This window comes from Nocardia sp. N2S4-5 (assembly GCF_044628355.1).
Taxonomy (GTDB): Bacteria; Actinomycetota; Actinomycetes; order Mycobacteriales; family Mycobacteriaceae; genus Nocardia; species Nocardia wallacei_B.
The window spans coordinates 2130738-2149610 of the sequence record NZ_JBIUPM010000001.1 but is presented as its reverse complement, the minus strand read 5'-3'; the positions used below and the strand labels follow the sequence as shown (position 1 = coordinate 2149610).

Sequence of the window (18873 nt, the reverse complement as noted above, 5' to 3'; positions counted from 1 at the left end):
GCGGCCGATCACTGGATGACCCCTTCGAAAGGACAACGAATGAGAAAAGCGACGATCGCCGCCACGCGAGTCGCGGCCGGCGCCATGTCGGTCGTGGGATTCGCCGCCGTCATCGGGACCGGTACGGCGCACGCCGCACCGCAGGACTGCGCCGTCACGCGGGACCTGTTCGGCGCGACAGCGACATGTTCCGACGCCGACGCGCCCGCGGGCCGGGAGTACACGCTGGTCGTCGAGTGCTTCGGCCTGCACGGCGTGCCGAACGCGTTCCCGCTCATGGCCATCGGTCCGTACCGGGGCTCCTGGGGTGGTTCCTTCGCCCCCACCGGCCAGGGCGCGGCCACGTGCCTGGGACCCACCAGCCTCGGGACGACCACCAACGCGTACGTAGCGATATACCGCGACTGACCTAGCCGAAGTACATATTGCCCTGGACCCAATGGAACCCGCGGCTGCGGAGTGTGAAGCTGTCCGGATCCACTCGCTGCAAGGTGATTTCGATCGGGTGGTCGTTCAGCGTCCCGCGGAGTAGCAGCCGGTCCCGGGTGGGTCGCTCGACGGACAGTGTCGCGAATACCGGTTGCTGCCCGGCGTTTTCGCCGGTGGTGCCCGTCCCCGAGGCGAGTTCTAGTTGCCGATCGGGGCCGAACTCGGCGCGCACCGGCACCAGCTCGCCGTTCATCGCCTGATAGGCCGCTTGCTCCGGATCGTCGAAAACCAGTCGCTGCCAACGGTTCTCGTCGGTCGTCAGGGGCGGCACCGGTTGCCCGTCGAGGGCGAAGTCCCGCACGTCCCAGATGCCGTACAGCTCGGATTTGGGGCTGGCGGGGCCGTACTGCTCCTGCCAGACCACCCACCGGTCATAGCCGCTGCCGAACGCCACCCAGAGACCGAGGGTGACCTGAAACCACAGCGCGGCACGGTTTTTCCGGTTGTCGGTGAACAGCGCGGGTTGGGTCAGCGGGGCACAGGCGCGTTGCCGCACGAACACATCGGCCAGCCGCCGCAGATACGGCGCGAGCAGCACCAGGCTGATCAGCAGCAGATGCCCCGCGAGCAGCTTCTCCGGAATATCGAACGTCATGTTCAGCAGGAGGACCTGAGCCATGCTCGCCAGGCTCACCGCCGCGCCCAGCACCGCGGTCCGGGGCACGAACAACAGCAGCCCCGCCACGACTTCCGCCCCGCCGAGGGCCATCTCGTACGGATAGGAGCTGCCGACCTGCAACCACAGCACCGAGGCCGGGCTCATCTCGCCGTACGGCCGCAACAGTTGCGCCAGCGAGGGCGCGGGCATCTGCGTGGGGATCAGCTTGGCCATCCCGAACCCCAGCATCTGCCCACCCAGGCACAGCCGCAGAAACAAGGCGAACCAGGCCCGCAGGCGAGGATGGGCGGAGCGGCGGTCCACGATCGTCCACACGGCGGTGACCACCACGGCGACGACCAGAACGCAGAACACCAGCACCCAGATGGCCGCCTGATCCCCGGCTCCGGAATTCTCGTTCAGCACCGCGTCGACCCCGAACACTGTCCTGCCCACCCAGCCGGTGACGGGATCGATCGGGAGCATGGGCCACGGCCCGACGTATCGGCGGATCCAGCGACCGAGAATGCCCAGCAGCGTGAACGGGATCAGCGTGAGCAGTAGGCAGAACAGGCCGAAGTAGACGACGCAGAAGCGAAACGCGATCTGCGACAGCGGATTCCGGACGGACGGCGGGGTGACGATTCCGGCGGCGGGTGCGTCGGTGCTCACTGCTGCATCCTCGGGTCCTCGGTGGGATCGGCGTACTCGGCGGGGCAACCGCGCTCATCGGCTCGGGGCCGCAGTTCGAAATGCCAGGGTTCGTTGGCGTAGACCTGGCACAGCCCGTACCCGGCGCCGTGCCTGGCCAACCAGGCCGCGGCCTCGGTAGGCCCGATGTCGACCGCCTCGCCCGAGACGTGCGCGGACTTGTCGGGCGCGGCCACCCAGCGCGCGGCTTCCTCCGCCGAGCCGTACTTCGAGACCGCCTCGCGCAACAGGCGTCCCTGGGCTTGCGCGGAACGCCAGCCGCTGTTGACGACGAACGTGACCCCGTCGTCCGCGGCATCGGTTGCGGCCCAGCGCAGCGCGGCGAGCAGATCGGCGTCGAGGTTGGCCACGGCAGGGTCTTCGTCGTCGAAGACCGACACGCCCGGAGAACTGTCGCCCGATCCCGCGGTCGAGAAGGGTAGGTACTGATAGACGAGGACACCGGCAAGCACCGCGCCGACGGCCACCAGGGTGGCGAAGGTGGCCGATCCGGTCCGCCGAGCCACCGTTCGTGCTGGTCCACTGTGGTTCATGGCTTCAGTCAAGACAGCGTGGCGTTGCCGGCACGTATGTGGTTTTCGATACGCCGGCGATATTCCCCGGCTGGAAGAATCGAGAGGCTATGCGCGTACTGATCGTCGAGGACGAACCCTATCTGGCCGAAGCGGTCCGCGACGGCCTGCGCCTGGAGGCGATCGCGGCCGACATCGCCGGTGACGGCGACACCGCTCTGGAGCTGTTGAGCGTCAACGCTTACGACATCGCGATCCTCGACCGTGACATCCCGGGGCCTTCCGGCGACGAGATCGCGAAACGTATCGTCGCCTCCGGCAGCGGCATGCCGATTCTCATGCTCACCGCCGCCGACCGGCTCGACGACAAGGCGACCGGGTTCGGGCTCGGCGCCGACGACTACCTCACCAAACCCTTCGAACTCCGAGAACTCGTGCTCCGGCTCCGAGCGCTCGACCGCAGGCGAGCGCACAACAGACCACCCGTGCGGGAGATCGCGGGCCTGCGCCTGGATCCGTTCCGCCGCGAGGTCTACCGCGACGGCCGCTACATCGCGCTGACCCGCAAGCAATTCGCGGTACTCGAAGTTCTCGTCGCTGCCGAAGGCGGCGTCGTCAGCGCCGAGGAACTACTGGAACGGGCGTGGGACGAGAATGCCGACCCGTTCACCAATGCCGTGCGCATCACGGTCTCGGCGCTGCGCAAACGTCTCGGCGAACCGTGGGTCATCGCGACCGTGCCCGGCGTCGGCTACCACATCGGCATTCGGCCGGATACCGGGCGGGACGGAGGCGACCGTGGATAGAGCGCCCGGGGTGAGCGTTCGGCTGAAACTCACTCTCAGCTATGCCGGATTCCTCATGCTCGCAGGCACTTTGCTGCTCGCGGCCGTGTTGGTCTTCTATCTGTACTTCTTGCCCGTCGGTTGGATCCACACCACCGGCAATTTCTGGATCAACCGCTCGCTCCTGATCCGCGCCTTCGCTCCGTTCATGGCTTTCGTGCTCGCCTGCCTGCTGATCTTCGGCCTCGTCGGCGGGTGGGTGCTCGCCGGGCGGATGCTCACCCCGCTGGCCCGCATCACCGACGCCACCCGCATGGCCACGGACGGATCGCTCTCCCACCGCATCCGGCTACCGGGCCGCCAAGACGAGTTCCGCGAACTCGCCGACGCCTTCGACACCATGCTCGCGCGGCTCGAAGCACACGTCGCCGAACAGCAGAGGTTCGCCGCCAACGCCTCTCACGAACTGCGCACGCCGCTGGCGATCACGCAGACGCTGCTCGATGTGGCCCGCAACGATCCGCAGCGCGACACCGGCGAACTGGTGGCGTTGCTCCACGCGGTCAACACCCGCGCGATCAACCTCACCGAGGCCCTGCTCCTGCTCAGCCGCGCCGACCGGATGACCTTCGCCCGAGATCGCGTCGACCTGTCCCTCATCGCGGAAGAAGCCACCGAGACACTGCTTCCGCTCGCGGAGAAACGCGGCCTCACCATCGAGACCTCCGGCGACATCACGCCCGCGATCGGCTCACACGCACTCCTGCTGCAGATGACGACGAACCTGGTGCACAACGCGATCGTCCACAATCTGCCCGAACACGGCACCGTGTGGGTCACCACCGGCGCTCACCGTGAGACCGCGGTGCTGACCGTCGAGAACACCGGCGACACGCTCACCCCCCACATCGTTTCCACACTGGTCGAGCCGTTTCAGCGCGGCACCCAACGCGTCCGCACCGATCACGCGGGCGTCGGCCTCGGCCTGGCGATCGTCAAGAGCATCATCCGTGCGCATTCCGGCACCCTCACCCTCACCCCCCGACCTGCCGGAGGTCTTCGTGTCACCGTGCAACTACCGGCCCACGCCTGAGCGATCGCTGCCGACACATGCGCCAGAATGTTGGGTCGTGTTGTGCGGGAATCGTTTTCGTAGACCCAGGGAGACGTAGACGAGGGCGACGAGGACGGGTACTTCGATGAGGGGGCCGACGACTCCGGCGAGGGCTTGGCCGGAGGTGGCGCCGTAGGTGGCGATCGCGACGGCGATCGCGAGTTCGAAGTTGTTGCCCGCCGCGGTGAACGCCATCGTGGTCGTGCGCTCGTAGCCCAGGCGCAGCACGGCGCCGAGAAGGTAGCCGCCGCCCCACATGACCGCGAAATAGATCAGCAGCGGGACCGCGATACGCACGACGTCGAGGGGCCGGGCGGTGATCTGATCGCCTTGCAGGGCGAACAGGACGACGATGGTGAATAGCAGCCCGTACAGCGCCCACGGGCCGAGCCGGGGCAGCACCGCCGTCTCGTACCAGGTTCGGCCCCTTGCCTTTTCGCCGATGCGGCGGGTGGCGTACCCGGCCAGCAGCGGGATACCGAGGAAGACCAGCACCGATCGGGCGATCTGCCAGGGCGAGGCGTCGACGGTGGTCTGCGGCAGGCCCAGCAGGCCGGGCAGCACCGAGAGGTAGAACCAGCCCAGCACCGCGAACATGACGACCTGGAACAGCGAGTTGAGCGCGACGAGCACGGCGGCGGCTTCGCGGTCACCGCACGCGAGGTCGTTCCAGATGATCACCATCGCGATGCAGCGGGCCAGGCCGACGATGATCAGCCCGGTCCGGTATTCGGGCAGGTCCGGGAGCAGCAGCCAGGCCAGGGCGAACATCAGCGCCGGTCCGAGGATCCAGTTCGATACCAGCGATCCGGCCAGCAGACGGCGGTCGCGGGTGACCGAGCCGAGCCGGTCGTAGCGGACCTTCGCCAATACCGGGTACATCATCACCAGCAGTCCGGCGGCGATCGGCAGCGAGATCCCATCGACATGCACCGCCGACAAGCCGTCGCCCAGGCCGGGAATCAGACGGCCCAGCAGCAAACCGGCGACCATGGCCACGCCGATCCACACCGGCAACAACCTGTCGAGCGTGGAAAGCTTTCCGGCCACCGGTTCGGGGGCGGTCGTTGTCACGCGATCACCGACCCGGCCTCGATCGCCAGCAGATCCGAAACCCGTTGCAGCGCTTCGGGAACAACGCGGTAGTACACCCAGGACGCGCGACGCTCACTGGTGAGCAGTCCCGCTTCGCGCAGCACCTTCAGGTGGTGGGAGACGGTGGGCTGGGAGACGTCGAGACCGTCGGACACGTCGCATACGCACGCCTCCTGCCCGGCCCGGGAGGCGATCGCCGACAGCAGCCGCAGCCGCACCGGATCCGACAACGCCTTGAACACTGCTGCCACCCGAACCGCGGTCTGCGCGTCCAGCGGTGGACGGGTGTACGGCGTGCCCGAGCATTTCGACATCCATCGATATTGATGGATGTCGAAATGAAAGGCAAATCCGGTGCCTGCTCACCTCACGATGCAGCCCGACGACGAGTCGCCCGAACTGGAGTAGTCAGGCCAGTGCCTTGTGCTTGAGCCGGTCGAATTCCTGCGGGGAAATCGCGCCGTCGTCGAGGAGTTTCTTGGCGTCGGCGATCTGTGCCGCGGAATTGGTGCCCGCGGCCGACCGGATGTAGTCCTTCTCCGCGGCCCGGGTGGACTCGATGGCGGCCGCGCTGCGCTCCGCCATGCCACGGCCTCGGACCAGGAGATACACGAGCGAGGTGAGAAGCGGCACGACGAACAGGAACACGATCCAGACGGCCTTGACCCAGCCCGAGGTTTCCCGGTCTCGGAACAGGTCGCCGATGATGTAGAACAGCATGAGCAGGTAGGCCACGAAGGCGAAACTCATCACCAACAGCCACAGCACTTCCCACACCGACATGGTTCACCTCGCGTACTCGGTCGAAATCCGCCGCAGAGTTGCGACGATGGCGGCAACGCTAGGGACCGAAGCACTGCCGAGGATCACCCGGCGAGGGTGAAATGTGTCGTGCCGGCCGATGTCACCGCAGCAGTTGCGCCTTCGCGACGGCGAATTCCTCGTCGGACAGCGCTCCCGACGCGTGTAACTCGCCGAGGCGTTGCAGCTTGCCGACCAAATCGTCATCGGGCGGCGGGACATCCGGCGCCTGTTGCTGCGGGTATGGCTGCTGTTCGGCGGCGCGCTGCTGGGCGCGGCGGTTGACGGCGTTGGCGGTGGCGCTGGCGGTTCCGGTCACGACGGCGGTTCGCGCGACGGCCCCGAGCAGACCGGGACGGCCGATGCGTCCGGCTCGAAACACCATGGGGTGGTTCCTTTCTCAGGAGGCGGCGAGCGCCGCGTCGACGGCGTCGCGGGGAATCTGGACCTGCAGCACGAGTTCGCCGCCGACGTCGGCGATGGTGGTGGCCAGCCGCCGAGCCCAGGTTTGCTCGTACACGACGACGAGCGCCGAGGTGGCCGGTTCCATGGTGTCCCGGATCAGTGCGAGGTCCTCGTCGCTCACCAGACCGCGGGGTTCGACGGCCAGGTCCGCGAGCCCGGTGTCGTGCAGCGGTTCGTCCACTTCGATCTGGTCGACGCGGCCGCTGTCGTCCTTCGTCAGATAGACCAGGTCGATGATGGTCGCGTCGCCGCGATCGACCACCGCGCGCAGCGCATCGACGACCGGGGGCGCCGCCCGCCTGCCGGGGAAGGTGAGGACCGCCAGTTCCACGGGACCGAGACCGTTGTCTGCCATGCCACGATCGTGCGGCGCGGCGGCGATGCTCGCCTCATCCGATTCGGGTGAACCGCGCCGCGTCACGGCGGGGCATGGGGCGGTTTCACCCTGACGGTGTGACGAGCCGCGGCGCCTGCGCTCATAGCGTGTCGCGCATGGGCACAGTCATCGGTGGACCGCGACGACCGGCGGCGGGTGTGGTGATTTCGCCCGGCAAGTCCGTGTCGGCGGCGTGTAAGTCGTTGGGCGGGTGGTGAAGTCGATGGCGGCGCGCTGGCCGGTGTTCCTTTCCCTGCAGGGTTATCAGCGCGGTTGGTTGCGTTCCGATGTCCTTGCGGGGCTGACGGTTTGGGCGGTGCTGGTGCCGGAGGCGCTCGCCTACGCCTCGATCGCCGGGGTGCCGCCGGTCACCGGGCTCTACGCGGCCGTCCCGGCGCTGATCCTGTACGCGCTGGCGGGCAGTTCGCGGCATCTGGTGGTGGGGCCGATGTCGGCCACGGCGGCGTTGTCGGCGGCGATCGTGACGCCGCTGGCCGGCGCCGACGGCGGCCGCTACCTCGGGTTGTCGACCGTGCTCGCGCTCGCGACCGGAGTGGCCGGGTTGCTGGCAGGGCTGGCCCGGCTCGGGTTCGTGGCCGCCTTCATCTCCGAGCCGGTGCTCAAAGGGTTCATCGTCGGGCTGGCGTTCACGATCATCATCGGGCAGGTTCCCAAGCTGCTCGGCATCGACAAACATGCGGGCAATTTCTTCGAGCAAGCCTGGGGTGTGCTGTCCGGACTGGGTGAAACACAATGGCGCACGGCAGTTTTGGGTGTATCGAGTCTGGCGGTGGTGCTGGGGTTGAAAAGGTGGCTGCCCCTGGTGCCGGGTTCCCTGCTGGCCGTGCTGCTGGGCATTGTCGCGGTGGGCGTGTTCGGGCTGGACGACAAGGGGGTCGATATCGTCGGGCACATCGATGCGGGGCTGCCGTCGGTCGGGCTGCCCGGCGGTGTCGACTTCCACGACTATCTCGATCTGCTCGGGCCGGCGGTCGGCGTGCTGCTGATCGGGTTCGCCGAGGGCCTCGGTGCGGCGAAAACCTATGCGGCCAAGGCCGGTTACCGCGTGGACGCCAACCGGGAACTGCTCGGGCTCGGCGCCGCCAACCTCGGGTCCGGGCTGGCGTCCGGCATGGTCGTCAACGGCAGTCTGTCCAAGACCGCCGTCAACGGCTCGGCTGGAGCGAAGACGCAGGTCAGTGGGCTGGTGGTGGCGGCGTTGACGGTACTGACGCTGCTGTTGCTCACCGGACTGTTCGAGCGGCTGCCCGAGGCGACGCTCGCGGGCGTGGTCATCGCCGCGGTCATCGAGCTGGTCGACATCGCCGCGTTGCGACGGCTGTACCGGGTGTGGACCGATCGGCTGGGCGCCATCTACGGGCGGTCGGCGCGCGCCGATTTCCTGGCCGCGCTGGCGGCCATGGCCGGGGTGCTGCTGTTCGACACGCTGCCCGGCCTGTTGATCGGCATCGGCGTCTCGATGCTGCTGCTGGTCTATCGCACGTCCCGGCCGCACGTCGCCCCGCTGGTGAAGCAGGGCACGCTGTGGCTCGACGCCGACCGGCATCCGCAGCCGGGGCAACGTCCCGACCTGCTCGTGGTCCGCGTCGAGTCCGGGCTGTACTTCGCCAACGCCGACCACGTCCGCGACCGCATCGAGCACCTGTGCACCGCGCGCACCACCCTGGTCGTCCTCGACGCCGAGACCTCGCCGACCATCGACGTCACCGCCGCGGCCATGCTCACCGACCTGCGCGACACCCTCGCCCGCCGCCGCGTCGACTTCCGCATCGCCCGCTCCATCGGCCAATTCGGCGACGAACTGGGCGCGGCGAAATCAGGCACCCCCCCCGGCGTATATCCCACCGTCACCGCGGCCGTCGCCGACCTACCAGGCGATCCGGCGCAAGGCAACTGACCCCAGCGCCTCACCCACCCGGTATGAGCTTTGGCGATCCTGGCTCTTCACCCTCGAAAGCTCTGCGCTTCTACCCCGGCCGCTGATATCCGTCGGACCGGCGGGGCGCGCGATGCCGTATCGCGTTGTCGACAGCTCGGTTACTCGATGAGTTTGTCGGTCAGGAGGAGGAGGGAGACTATGCCGGCGGCTATCAGGATTCCGTAGTGGCCTGCGGATTGGCTGTAGTCGAGGGTTGACAGGGCGATGATGATGGCGATCAGTAGGAACAGTAGGCGCTTCATCGAGGCTCCTCGGACTTGATCCTTCACCGTATGAGGCATGGGTTCGGTTGCGCCACAGAGGGTTAGGGCACTGGCAGCGGAGGGGCGACGGCAGGGCGGGGGTGGGGCCGGTGAGCTGTGGGCAGTTTCAGGGATGGGGTGCGAGGTCGATGCGTAGTTCGTCGCTCGCGTTGATGACGAATACGCGGTCGCCGTGTCGTGCGCTCCAATTGTGTGGCACGAGAATGTATTTGTCGTTGGAGCGGGCGAGCAGGAGCAGGCCGCTGTACTGGAAGCGGTACTTGTCGCCCGGGGTGGTGATCGCGTCGACCCGGGCGTCGCCGCCTCCGATGGCGAGCCGGTCGACGCTGAATATCACCGCGACCGGCTGGCCGGGCAGGCCGCCTTCCTCCGCCGCCCGTGCGTCTCGCCCGGCCTGCTCGGCGGCGTACGACCCGATAGCCCAGAAGGTTCCGAGGAAGCCGAGGATCAGCAACGCCAGAATGAGGACCCAGGACGTCGGTGGCGGTCGGCGGCGGCGACCGCGATGCAGCAGGGCGCGGTAACCGGTCTCCAGATGCAGGCGATACCCGATCAACCCCACGCTCATGAGCAGCATCACCGGCAGACCGAGGCTCATGCCGTGCGGCAGGTGGCTGCGGACGAGCACTCCGACCGCCACCGCCGCACCGAGCGCGGTTCCGGCGACGGCGACGCTGCCCGCCCAGATTCGCAATACCCGCCGCGGCCGCCGGACCCGGGCGGCGACCACGATCGGCACCCGCTGTGCCGCGACGAGACCCGAGACGATCAGCAGCGCGACAACGACGGGAAAGAACGCGCCGTTGAGGCTTCTGACCACGTAGTCCTGCGCGCTGAGATCCAGGAATCGCGCGTCGACACCGAAATGCGCGTACCACGACCGGGTGTAGGTGAGCCCGAAGAAGTACAGGACGGTGGCGGTCAGCGTGGCCTGCGAGACCGCGACCGCAACCGAGACGGCCCGTTGAAAAGGCGCCGAATCGCCCGGTCGCTCGGAGATCATGGCGACGGTGTGGTTCCCGTGCCGGGCGCCGGTCGCGGAATGCTGGACGGTGGCGGCTCGGCGCTGCGCGGCCGCGGGGGTAGCGGCGTCACGGAGGTCGGAATGCCCGCGCCGGTAACGGGTTTGCCCGGCGAGATAACCGCCGTGGGCGGCAGCTCGTCACCGCCGCCGGGCGCGGGCCGCTCGGCGGGCACGCCCGATCCGGACGCGGGCGGACCGAAACCCGGACTGTTCGGCCGGGCCGGTCGTGAACTCTGCACTGTCGCAAGGGGACTGGCCGGGACCACCGTCGCCACGGAATTCGTCGTCGGCACCGTTGTCACACCGGGCCCACTATCGCCCGACTTGCAGGCGACCAGACAGCACACCGAGATCGCAAGCAGGACCGGCACGATGCGCATAGTTACCCCTCGGGCAAGAGAACCCTGGACGGTAAGTGTGACACAACTGGCCGGCGCTCATGGGGTCCACACCGGAAGGATGATGTGCGAGGCGTGCGGCCCCTCGTGGGAGATCTCCTGGCGAGCGGCGCGGATGGTGGCGGCCGTGTCCGCGGGTTCGCCGGTGCCCGGATTGCGCGCGTAGCGCGGATGCGCTCCGGAACTCACCTGCACCCCGATGCGGTGACCGGCCGCGAAGCGATGGAACGCCGGCCACAGCGCGACCTCGACCACTCGGAACCCGTCGTCGTCGGGCGGCGGATCGGTGGCGGCGGAACCGATCGAGCCGATGCGGCGGATGCCGTCGCAGACGGTGACCGAGCGGCCGTCGGGATGGACGTCGGTGAGGCGGACGAAGACGTCGAAGCTCGGCGCGGAGGAACGTATTCGGATGGCGGCGAGCGGTTCTCCGGCGATGTCGAGCGGTGCGCCGAACGGCTCCGACCGGAACACCGCGACGTCCGGGCGGCGCTCGTGCGCGGCGTTGTCCATCGGCAGCGTCTGCGGAGTCAGGCTCGGCCCGCCCACGGCGGGTGTGGGATCGGCGGGATCGTAGGTGTAGCGAGTGACACCGGCGGGCCCGGCGGCCGTCGCCAGTCCACCGCCGGTGTGCAGCAGCCAGTCTCGCGCGGCCGAGCCCGCCGGGGGCCACACCTCGAGATCGTGCCACTGCCGCGCGCCGGTCTGGTAGGCGCGCACCGGCGCCGCCCGCCCGGAGGGCGTACCGGCGAACACCTCCTTCAAGAAGGCGACCGAATCCCGGTGCGCGGGACCGGCTTTGCCGCGAGACAGGTGCCCCCACGGACCGATGGTCAGCCGCGGCGGATTGCCCGCCTCGACCAGACGCCGGTAGGTTCGTAGCTGCCAGGGGGTGAAGATGTCGTACCAGCCGGTGACCATCAGCACCGGCGCGGTGACATCGGAGACCGACTCGGTGTGGGACTGCCGGGTCCAGTACTCGTCGGTGAGCCGCTCGTGCCGGACCCAGTCTTGATACCAGTGGATGGGATGCCCGACCGCGGCGGTGTCGCCTGCGCTCAACGGCAGCACGTCGAACGCCTTGTGCAACTGACGATCAGCGAACGGGATGGTGATCAGACCGCGCGGCCCGCGGCCCATGCGGTCCATGAGGTTGCTCCAGCCGAGGGCGTTGCGCAGCGCGAAAGCCCCGTTGTCCCAGGTGATCTCGCCGAAATCGGGCATCGTGATCTGCAGGATCAGGGCCTCGGGCGCGATGTCCGGATCCTCGCGGCACATCTTTCCGGCGACGGCCCACTGGGTGTAGCCCATGTAGCTTTCGCCGAAGGTCGCCAGCCGCCCGGTGAACCACGGCTGGCGGCGGACCCAGCGGTGGGTGGCGATGCCGTCGCGCTGTTCATCGATCTGCGGGGTGAACCGGCCGCCCGAACCCCAAGTGCCGCGGGAACTCTGGAAGAACACCGGGAAACCCTCGTAGGCGAGGGCGCGTGCGGCCCCGCCGATGATGCCGCGCCGGCCGTAGGGGCCGCGGATGACGACGGTCGGCAACGCGGGGTCGGCGCCGAGGGGACGGTAGAGATCGCCGAGCAGTTCCACCCCGTCGTCCATGGGCACGCGCAGATCCCGGTCGACGGTCACGTGATAGGGACCGAGTGCGGTGTTCCCGCGAGCGCGGGCATCGAGCGCGCGGGTCAGCCGCTGTCGCAGCGTGGTCATTCCGCCTCCTCGCGGGACTGGGACAGGTGCGGGCGGAACTAGTTTTGTCACAAACATATCTCGGGTCAAGGCCCGGCTCCGGCTCGAGGGGATCGTGATCATCCGGTGATCGGCGGCGAGAGACGAGATCGCTTGTCCCCCAGTATGGTTTTCAGATGGGCATCGGCGCCCGCATTCTTGCTGACCCCCGGGGAGCGAGGGGCGACCGCACCGCGTGTGGTGAGCCCTGGATCGCGCAATGGGTTGGAAAGGTCGGGAAGAATGCTTCGATACACCTTGGTCAAGGCGAGCTGCGTGGTGTCGGTCGTGGCCGCGCCGTTGATCGCGGCGACCGTATTCGCCGGTGGCGCCGCCGCGGACACGGGCCGGACCGCCGGTCCCATCGCCGGAATTCCGCTGCAGAGCGAGGATGTCGCGACCAACCCCGACGCCATGATCCCCGATCCGGTGCTGAACGGCGCCTCCGCGGGCGGCTCGATCGGCTCGGCCGTCGGCTCGGCGGTCGGCCTGGCTACCGGCTCGGTGACCGGTTCCGCCGGTTCCCTGATCGGCACGGTGATCGGCGCCTTGGTCGGCGCGACGAACCCGGGCGTGGTTCCGCAAGTGCTGCCCTGACGCCGGTCACACGGCGGTATCGCCGCACAGGTGCACCTCGACGCCCAGCCGGTCGAACATCGCCGCCTTCGCCAGCAGGGCGTCGTCGGCGGTGACGGCGTCGGGGGCATAGGCGATCTGGACGTGGTTGGCCTTGTGGCGGGCCATGAACTGATCGCGGGTGATGCCGTGCAGCACGACGTGCGCGATGGGCCACTCCGGGTTCGTCGCGGCACGGCGACGCGCGGTCTCCGCGGCGGGCAGCGACACCACGGTGGCGCGCCCGATGTCCAGATGCAGTGCGGCACCGGCGATGTAGAGCCTCGACCAGACGATCTCACCGGGCTTGGACACGCCGGACAGGGTGCCGCCGCCCGCGGGGAAGAACACCGGGCCCTGCCGCAGGCTGGTCGCCCCGGCGTACCCGCCGTCGAGGTGCGAGGCGGGTACCGAGCCGGAGATCTCGTACACCCACACGAACTCCTCTCTGCCGTCCACGACGTACGTGTCGCCCCAGCGGACGTCGTGCAGGGTCGTGGCCGGGTCCAGATTCATGGCCGTCCAGATCCGGTTGGTGACGAGTGCGTCGACCGCGACGCCCTCGTCGGCCTCGTTGAAATGCGGCAGCGGCGCACCGGCGTAGAGTTCGCGGCTGCCGTCGCGGCTGCGCACCGGCGGGCGCGCCACATTGTTGAGCAGGCCCTCGGGGAGATCGGACGCGGGGGTGAGGTCCTTGAGACCCTGCTGGTACTGGATTCCTATTGCGGCACAGCCGAAGTCGTCGGCGATACGCAGCGCCGCGATGTACATCTTCAGCTGCTCGTGCACCTGCCGCTCGGTCAGTTCGGTGGCCTCGTCGGTACCGAACTCGAAGCGCAGGCCCGCGTCGTCGAGCCAGCGACGCACGGCCGCGGCCTCCGCGTCGGGCACCTTCAGCATCTCGGCGTACAACGCACTCTGCGACAGCCTTTCCTTGTACACGCCGAGGGGATTGAGCAATTCGTCATCGATGATCGCGTTGTACATGCCCATGCAGCCCTCGTCGAACACGCCGATGACGGCCTTGTCCGCGCGCAGCTGATCCGCCAGCGCCACACCGAGATCGCGGGCGGGACCGGCGGGCAGCGGCGGCAGCGGGCGCACATGCGAGTCGTCGTGGGTGATCGTGCCGGTCTCGACCCAGCTCCCGATCCCGTCGAGGAAGAACTCGTCGGTGAACTCCGCGGACCAGATCGTCGAGTACGCCCGCCCCATCTTCGTCAGCCCGGCGTTGAGACCGAGCAGGCCCACCAGACCGGGCCAGGTGCCGTCGAAATTCGCGACGGTGAGGATCGGCCCCCGATGCGAGCGCAACCCGGCCAGCACGTGATGGCTGTACTGCCACACCGCTTCCGCCACCACGACGGGCGCGTCCTTGGGCACCGCCCGGAAGACCTCGATGCCGTAGCGCTGACTGTCGATGAACCCGTGTCCCTTCACCGGATCCACCTCGTGCGCGCGCACCAGCGTCCAGCCGAGCCCGGCGAACGCGTCGTGCAGCGACTTCTCCAGGAGCTGCTGGGTCGGCCAGCCCGCGAGATTGGCGGAGGGGCGCAGGTCGCCGCTCGCCACGAGATACGCGGTCTGTGGCGGCGCGACGGGTTCCGGGGCGAGGGTCGGGATCCGGTAGTCGGTCATGTCGGCTCCAGTACGTCGTCGGGCAGCGGTCGGGGTGCGGCGGGACGACTTTCAGGATGAGGCATGCGAGCGCCGGAGCGGCCCATTTCGGGCAGCTACAGGTCGATCGTGCCCCCGCCGCCCAGCGGCGGCATCGGGGTGCGCCACAGGGTGCCGATGAACTCGAGCATGCGATTGCGCACATCGTTGCCGTAGGACGGGTTGTTGCCCGCGATGGCGACGGCGACGAAATAGGCCGAGCCGCGGGCGGTTCCGCGCAGCACGGCCGGGCTGCTCGACATCGGCAGGTAGTGCTTGCCCGCGATGTTGTTGTGCCCGCGGATGGCGACCGCCTGGATGGTGACGGACTGGAACAGCTCGTTCCAGTCGGCGTTGGTGGACGCGGTGGCGAAATCGTCGTCGGTGGCGAGGGTGACGCCCTGGACGGCGAGGGTGGTCGCGAGGTTCTGCCACCGCTGCTTGACGGTGGTGATGTGGGTGTCGTCGCCGGTGTAGGCCCGCACGAACTGCACGATCGGCAGATAGGCCACGCGGCCGGTGGATTGGATCGCACCGCGCCCGCGGAACTTGTAGAAGTCGGCCTCCTGGAGGAACGCGGTCGCGGCGCCGTCGGGGTCCGTCGACACGCCCGCGGGCCAGGTGGTGCCCTTCCATTCGTTGCGGTCGCGCACGGCCTGCGCGGTCGGCTGTAGCGTGCCGAACGCGGCCAGGTAGATCGGGTCGTGGAAGCAGGTGAAGGCGGTGTGGTTGCCGCTCAGCGTGTTGTAGGAACCCTTGGTGAACGCGTTCTCACCGGGCCGCTGGATGACGAACGAGTCGAACGCGTACGACAGACCCGGATGGCCGTAACCACCGACGCCCTCCGCGCCGCGGAATTGCAGCCGCCCGCCGGTCTCGTGCAGGAATTTGGCCATCAGGGTGGCGAATTCGGGCAGCGAGATGCCGGGCAGGCCCGCGCCGCGATCGGTGCCCAGGATGGGCGGGAAGGCGTTCCAGGTCTCTGCGAACCGGATCAGGGTGTCGGTGTCCATCGACATCGACAGTGGCCCCCAGCTGCCGCGCCCGGCCAGCGTGGCGCTGAACCAGCCCGCGAAGGTCTTGCCGGTGACATCGAGGAGGTAGTTGTCGACGTCGGTGGCGTTGAAGAACTCCACGGCGGCGGCCTGGGCGAGCTGGGTGTCGGTGGCCGGGGTGACCGCGACCGTCGTTCCGCCCGGCCGCTGCGTGCCGACCTGGACGAACTCGGGATCGTAGGCGCCCTGCAAGGCCTTGGTGTAGGCCGACTTCGCGTCCTCCGGCGAGATCAGGTTCTTGGCCTGCGCGTTACCGAGCACGTGCTGCAGGTCCTGCAGATCCTGGTTGGTGGTGGAGGAACGATCGCTGGGCGAGGTGCGGCCCGCACCCAGTCCGGTGGACGGTGTGGCGGCGCCCGTCCCGCCGCCCGCGCTCGCCGACCCGCCGTACTTCGCCTGGATCTCGCGGGCCCGGTTGGCGGCCTCGGCGATCGAGATGGTGTTGTCCGACAGCTTCTTCAGCAGATCGGCGACCTCGGCGCGGCCGGACATATCGCGGAAGATGTTCGGCGTGCCGAGCAGTTGCAGCGCCGCGGCCAGGCCCGCGGGATCGGGTGCGGGACTGGGGGATACGACGTTGACCAGCGATTGCGGGAACGCCGTCGGCGTCGGGTTGGTCGGTGTCGGGTTCGGGGTGGTGGGCGTGGTGGGCGCGATCTCCGGCGCCTGGATCGGGATGGGATGCTCCTCCCACTTCCAGAACCGGGTGTTGTCGATCTCCTCCGCGACATTGCAGTGGCCCAGCTTGCCCTCGGCGAACACGCCGCGGGTGGGCATGGTGATCAGCCGCTCGGTCTGCGCCTCCGGCGGCGGATCGCTCACTGCCACACCGGCGCCCGTGAGCGGATAGGCGACGTGGTTGCCGAACACCTCGAGCGGGTTCGGCGTCGCGACATCGGCCAGCACCTTGCCGTCGGCCCAGGGCAGCGTCTCGAAGGCGACGCTGATGTCGGCGGTCCGGGTGGCCAGCATGATCGCCCGGTTGTAGTAGGCCTTGTTGCTGTTGACGTGGTCGATCAGGCGCTGTGCGGACTGATACTCCTCGGGGGCAAGGGATTTCGCGGGCGACCAGGTCGGCGGGAGGTCGGCCGGGCGCGGGCCGGGCTTGCGGATGAAGGTGACGGTGTTGGACGCGCCGTTGAGCGGGAAATAGTAGTCGACGTCGGTGTCGTCGAGCAGGGCCACCGCGCCGCCGGCGTGGAAGCCGCGGATGGCCAGGCGGTCCATGCGCCACTCGTCGTCATCGTGCAGGACGAATTCGAAACCCACCAGGTCATGCCAGGGTACCGGCCCGACCGGCGCCTTGGGCTTGGCGATGAACCAGCCCATCGCCGTATCGTTGAAACGCTCACCGACATCGGCGTTGTCGGTCTCTCCGCCCTTCTCCCACTCCACCAGCAGCGGCCGGGAGATGGTCGAATTGCCGTCCACCACAATCAGATTGATCATGACCAGCTCGTCGGTCTTGTCGCGCAGGCCCTCGGCGGTCTTGATGCCGAACTCGAACAGCGCGAAGCGGAGATCGCCCTCCCAGAACTGCGGGATCGGCTTGTCCAGCGCGCCGGCCGGAATGTTGTGCAGCGCTTGATTCTTGGCCACTTGATCCTGTTCGGCCAGGGCCGCGAAGCCGGGCGCGAGGGCCGGATCGAGCAGGACCGGCTCCAGTACCGCCCGGTGGCGCAGCAGCTCGGCCAAGTCGAACGTGTTGAGCGGCGGCGGGTACTGCACCAGCACCGCGGGACGGCGGCGGAGGAACCGCACCGTGACCCGATAGTGCCGCAGCACCTCGTAGTACAGGATGGTCAGCGTGTGGGCGTGGTTGTAGTTGGAGAAGGTGCGGGTCTGGATGGCCTCCTTCTCCTCTTGGCGTGCCTGGATGACGACGGTCGAATTGAGTTCGCGCGCAGCGGAACTGGCCTGGGTGAAGCTGTCGCTGAGCACCTGTACGTTCTCTGCGGTGAGATCGCGGCTGCCGTCGCTGGTCGCGGTGGACCCGCCCATGCTCCAGGCGTTGCCGACCGCCGCCCCGAGGCCGACCACGCCGACATTGCCGCTGCCGCTGCCGCCCGCCGAAGACGCGACGCCGCCCATGAAGGTGGAGCCGTGCTGCAGTTCGCGGAGTCCGGCCTGCACGGTTTCGGTGATGGTGCGATCACGGTGGGTCTGATGCAAGATCTCCTCGGTGAGCTTGGTGTTCTCGTCGCGCCGTACGAGGCTGTCCCAGGACCAGTCGAGCACCGCCAGCTTCACCGACTCGCCCGGCGCCAGCGGCAGGCTGTAGAGGATCTCGCCGAGCGAGTGCCCCAGCGCGCTCCAGGTGACCTTGTACTCATCGACGTAGGCGGGCCGGTACGGCGCCGGGATGGGCGGTCCGGGCGGGCTGTCGCTGAGCCGGACCACCTGCCGGGTGACGAACTCGTGCAGGGAAAGCGTTGCGGGATAGAGGTTTTCACACCCGTCCTCGCCGACCAGCTGCGTGGGGTTGGTGGCGAAGGACGACGGTGACAGCTGCCAGTCGGTGAGGCTGGGATTCTGCATCGAGGCCATGCCCGCCTCGTAGTGCGGCGGGTGCACGTCCGGTCGCGGCACGACGAGGCGTCCGACCACCGCGCCGTCGGTGAAGCGGGCCTGCACCAGCACATTGATCCAGGAGGTCGCGCCATAGGGCAGGGCCCGGATGGTGATGCGCTCCGGCGAGCCGCCGTCACCGTCCTCGCCGTCCTCGGCCGCGCGGCGGACCGCCTGCCCGAACCGCCGCACCGCGACCTCGGCGTCGAGCCGGTGGCTCACCGGCGCGGGCATGCGGGTCAGATCGTAGGAGACGTAGCCGACGTGATCGGTCCAGAGCACGCCCAGCGGTGCGGCCCACTTCACCGACCGTTCGCAGTCGGCCGCGTCGTCGTCGCCGTCGCGTTCCCCGTCCTGCTCGCAGCCGGGGTCGTAGTGGACCACGACCTCGGCGAAGACGGGATGCCGGACGATCGGTCCGCCGGTGTCCTTGTCGATCAGGTACAGGCCGAGATGGGTGAAGGAGTCCAGGGCGTCCATGGTCGGATCCGTTCGCGTGGGCGATGGGGGGTTTCGAACGGTAGCCGCCTGCTATATCTGCACGCCCGCGTAGTGCGCTACGCGCAATTCGGGATGCGGGCCACGCACTGCGGGCTGCACCACTCGTACCGGAACGACCCTGATCGGCCGTTGCCGAACCCCCGCGGTTTTGCG

General features: G+C 68.6%; 18 protein-coding genes. 5 read left to right on the top strand and 13 right to left on the bottom strand.

Features of this window, described 5'->3' with window-relative positions:
* Positions 1 to 39: 39 nt before the first annotated feature.
* Positions 40 to 408, top strand: coding sequence for a hypothetical protein (locus ACFMRZ_RS09400; protein WP_400178758.1), 369 nt, complete (start codon positions 40 to 42; stop codon positions 406 to 408).
* A 1-nt stretch (position 409) separates the two neighbouring features.
* Here the strand turns inward: ACFMRZ_RS09400 and ACFMRZ_RS09395 are convergent, their stop codons facing one another.
* Positions 410 to 1732, bottom strand: coding sequence for a DoxX family protein (locus tag ACFMRZ_RS09395; protein ID WP_400182812.1), 1323 nt, complete (start codon positions 1730 to 1732; stop codon positions 410 to 412).
* Between the two features lie 23 nt (positions 1733 to 1755).
* Positions 1756 to 2331 (bottom strand): M15 family metallopeptidase, encoded by a 576-nt coding sequence (locus tag ACFMRZ_RS09390; protein WP_400178757.1) that lies wholly within the window; start codon positions 2329 to 2331, stop codon positions 1756 to 1758.
* An 89-nt stretch (positions 2332 to 2420) separates the two neighbouring features.
* On the opposite strand from ACFMRZ_RS09390, the gene ACFMRZ_RS09385 reads away from it, so the two are divergent.
* Entirely contained in the window at positions 2421 to 3116 is a 696-nt protein-coding gene (locus tag ACFMRZ_RS09385; protein WP_400178756.1) for a response regulator transcription factor, read from the top strand.
* Positions 3117 to 3126: 10 nt separating this feature from the next.
* Positions 3127 to 4188 carry a sensor histidine kinase gene (locus ACFMRZ_RS09380; protein ID WP_400178755.1) on the top strand — a complete coding sequence of 354 codons (1062 nt, stop codon included), beginning with the start codon at positions 3127 to 3129 and terminating at the stop codon, positions 4186 to 4188.
* On the opposite strand, the gene arsB is transcribed toward ACFMRZ_RS09380, so the two are convergent.
* The 5 genes from arsB to ACFMRZ_RS09355 all read right to left on the bottom strand — a co-directional run bounded on the left by arsB (position 4171) and on the right by ACFMRZ_RS09355 (position 6925).
* Entirely contained in the window at positions 4171 to 5283 is a 1113-nt protein-coding gene (arsB, locus tag ACFMRZ_RS09375) for an ACR3 family arsenite efflux transporter (protein ID WP_400178754.1), read from the bottom strand. The genes ACFMRZ_RS09380 and arsB overlap by 18 nt on opposite strands.
* A complete protein-coding gene (locus ACFMRZ_RS09370; RefSeq protein WP_400178753.1) occupies positions 5280 to 5618 on the bottom strand; it encodes an ArsR/SmtB family transcription factor in 339 nt (112 codons plus the stop codon). The genes arsB and ACFMRZ_RS09370 overlap by 4 nt, the downstream gene beginning before the upstream one ends.
* 94 nt (positions 5619 to 5712) lie before the next feature.
* A complete protein-coding gene (locus ACFMRZ_RS09365) occupies positions 5713 to 6087 on the bottom strand; it encodes an SHOCT domain-containing protein (RefSeq protein ID WP_280276372.1) in 375 nt (124 codons plus the stop codon).
* A 121-nt stretch (positions 6088 to 6208) separates the two neighbouring features.
* Positions 6209 to 6490 (bottom strand): SHOCT domain-containing protein, encoded by a 282-nt coding sequence (locus ACFMRZ_RS09360; protein ID WP_400178752.1) that lies wholly within the window; start codon positions 6488 to 6490, stop codon positions 6209 to 6211.
* A gap of 15 nt (positions 6491 to 6505) precedes the next feature.
* Positions 6506 to 6925 carry a DUF6325 family protein gene (locus tag ACFMRZ_RS09355; RefSeq protein WP_400178751.1) on the bottom strand — a complete coding sequence of 140 codons (420 nt, stop codon included), beginning with the start codon at positions 6923 to 6925 and terminating at the stop codon, positions 6506 to 6508.
* Between the two features lie 244 nt (positions 6926 to 7169).
* On the opposite strand from ACFMRZ_RS09355, the gene ACFMRZ_RS09350 reads away from it, so the two are divergent.
* On the top strand, positions 7170 to 8864 hold the full coding sequence (locus tag ACFMRZ_RS09350) for a SulP family inorganic anion transporter (protein WP_400178750.1): 1695 nt from the start codon (positions 7170 to 7172) through the stop codon (positions 8862 to 8864).
* A 140-nt stretch (positions 8865 to 9004) separates the two neighbouring features.
* On the opposite strand, the gene ACFMRZ_RS09345 is transcribed toward ACFMRZ_RS09350, so the two are convergent.
* From ACFMRZ_RS09345 to ACFMRZ_RS09330, 4 genes are all read right to left on the bottom strand, one after another.
* Positions 9005 to 9148, bottom strand: a complete 144-nt coding sequence (locus tag ACFMRZ_RS09345; RefSeq protein WP_280367637.1) for a hypothetical protein — start codon at positions 9146 to 9148, stop codon at positions 9005 to 9007.
* Positions 9149 to 9275: 127 nt separating this feature from the next.
* Positions 9276 to 10172, bottom strand: a complete 897-nt coding sequence (locus ACFMRZ_RS09340; protein WP_400178749.1) for a hypothetical protein — start codon at positions 10170 to 10172, stop codon at positions 9276 to 9278.
* Complete coding sequence (locus ACFMRZ_RS09335) at positions 10169 to 10564, bottom strand: hypothetical protein (protein ID WP_400178748.1); 396 nt, start codon at positions 10562 to 10564, stop codon at positions 10169 to 10171. Before ACFMRZ_RS09335 ends, ACFMRZ_RS09340 begins: the two co-directional genes overlap by 4 nt.
* A gap of 66 nt (positions 10565 to 10630) precedes the next feature.
* A complete protein-coding gene (locus ACFMRZ_RS09330) occupies positions 10631 to 12307 on the bottom strand; it encodes a CocE/NonD family hydrolase (RefSeq protein WP_400178746.1) in 1677 nt (558 codons plus the stop codon).
* Positions 12308 to 12568: 261 nt separating this feature from the next.
* Here ACFMRZ_RS09330 and ACFMRZ_RS09325 point away from each other — a divergent pair, with 261 nt between their 5' ends.
* Entirely contained in the window at positions 12569 to 12922 is a 354-nt protein-coding gene (locus tag ACFMRZ_RS09325) for a glycine zipper domain-containing protein (RefSeq protein WP_400178745.1), read from the top strand.
* A 6-nt stretch (positions 12923 to 12928) separates the two neighbouring features.
* Here ACFMRZ_RS09325 and ACFMRZ_RS09320 read toward each other — a convergent pair whose 3' ends face one another.
* Positions 12929 to 14578 carry a hypothetical protein gene (locus ACFMRZ_RS09320; RefSeq protein ID WP_400178744.1) on the bottom strand — a complete coding sequence of 550 codons (1650 nt, stop codon included), beginning with the start codon at positions 14576 to 14578 and terminating at the stop codon, positions 12929 to 12931.
* Positions 14579 to 14673: 95 nt separating this feature from the next.
* Positions 14674 to 18699, bottom strand: a complete 4026-nt coding sequence (locus ACFMRZ_RS09315) for a hypothetical protein (protein WP_400178743.1) — start codon at positions 18697 to 18699, stop codon at positions 14674 to 14676.
* Positions 18700 to 18873 lie beyond the last annotated feature (174 nt).

Excerpts from the sequence above, each read along its gene's own strand:
- ACFMRZ_RS09330 (WP_400178746.1), bottom strand. The coding sequence starts at position 12,307 with ATGACCACGCTGCGACAGCGGCTGACCCGCGCGCTCGATGCCCGCGCT.
- ACFMRZ_RS09365 (WP_280276372.1), bottom strand. The coding sequence starts at position 6,087 with ATGTCGGTGTGGGAAGTGCTGTGGCTGTTGGTGATGAGTTTCGCCTTC.
- ACFMRZ_RS09355 (WP_400178751.1), bottom strand. The coding sequence starts at position 6,925 with ATGGCAGACAACGGTCTCGGTCCCGTGGAACTGGCGGTCCTCACCTTC.
- ACFMRZ_RS09340 (WP_400178749.1), bottom strand. The coding sequence starts at position 10,172 with ATGATCTCCGAGCGACCGGGCGATTCGGCGCCTTTTCAACGGGCCGTC.
- ACFMRZ_RS09360 (WP_400178752.1), bottom strand. The coding sequence starts at position 6,490 with ATGGTGTTTCGAGCCGGACGCATCGGCCGTCCCGGTCTGCTCGGGGCC.
- ACFMRZ_RS09345 (WP_280367637.1), bottom strand. The coding sequence starts at position 9,148 with ATGAAGCGCCTACTGTTCCTACTGATCGCCATCATCATCGCCCTGTCA.
- ACFMRZ_RS09325 (WP_400178745.1), top strand. The coding sequence starts at position 12,569 with ATGCTTCGATACACCTTGGTCAAGGCGAGCTGCGTGGTGTCGGTCGTG.
- ACFMRZ_RS09320 (WP_400178744.1), bottom strand. The coding sequence starts at position 14,578 with ATGACCGACTACCGGATCCCGACCCTCGCCCCGGAACCCGTCGCGCCG.
- ACFMRZ_RS09315 (WP_400178743.1), bottom strand. The coding sequence starts at position 18,699 with ATGGACGCCCTGGACTCCTTCACCCATCTCGGCCTGTACCTGATCGAC.
- ACFMRZ_RS09370 (WP_400178753.1), bottom strand. The coding sequence starts at position 5,618 with ATGTCGAAATGCTCGGGCACGCCGTACACCCGTCCACCGCTGGACGCG.
- ACFMRZ_RS09350 (WP_400178750.1), top strand. The coding sequence starts at position 7,170 with ATGGCGGCGCGCTGGCCGGTGTTCCTTTCCCTGCAGGGTTATCAGCGC.
- ACFMRZ_RS09385 (WP_400178756.1), top strand. The coding sequence starts at position 2,421 with ATGCGCGTACTGATCGTCGAGGACGAACCCTATCTGGCCGAAGCGGTC.
- ACFMRZ_RS09390 (WP_400178757.1), bottom strand. The coding sequence starts at position 2,331 with ATGAACCACAGTGGACCAGCACGAACGGTGGCTCGGCGGACCGGATCG.
- ACFMRZ_RS09400 (WP_400178758.1), top strand. The coding sequence starts at position 40 with ATGAGAAAAGCGACGATCGCCGCCACGCGAGTCGCGGCCGGCGCCATG.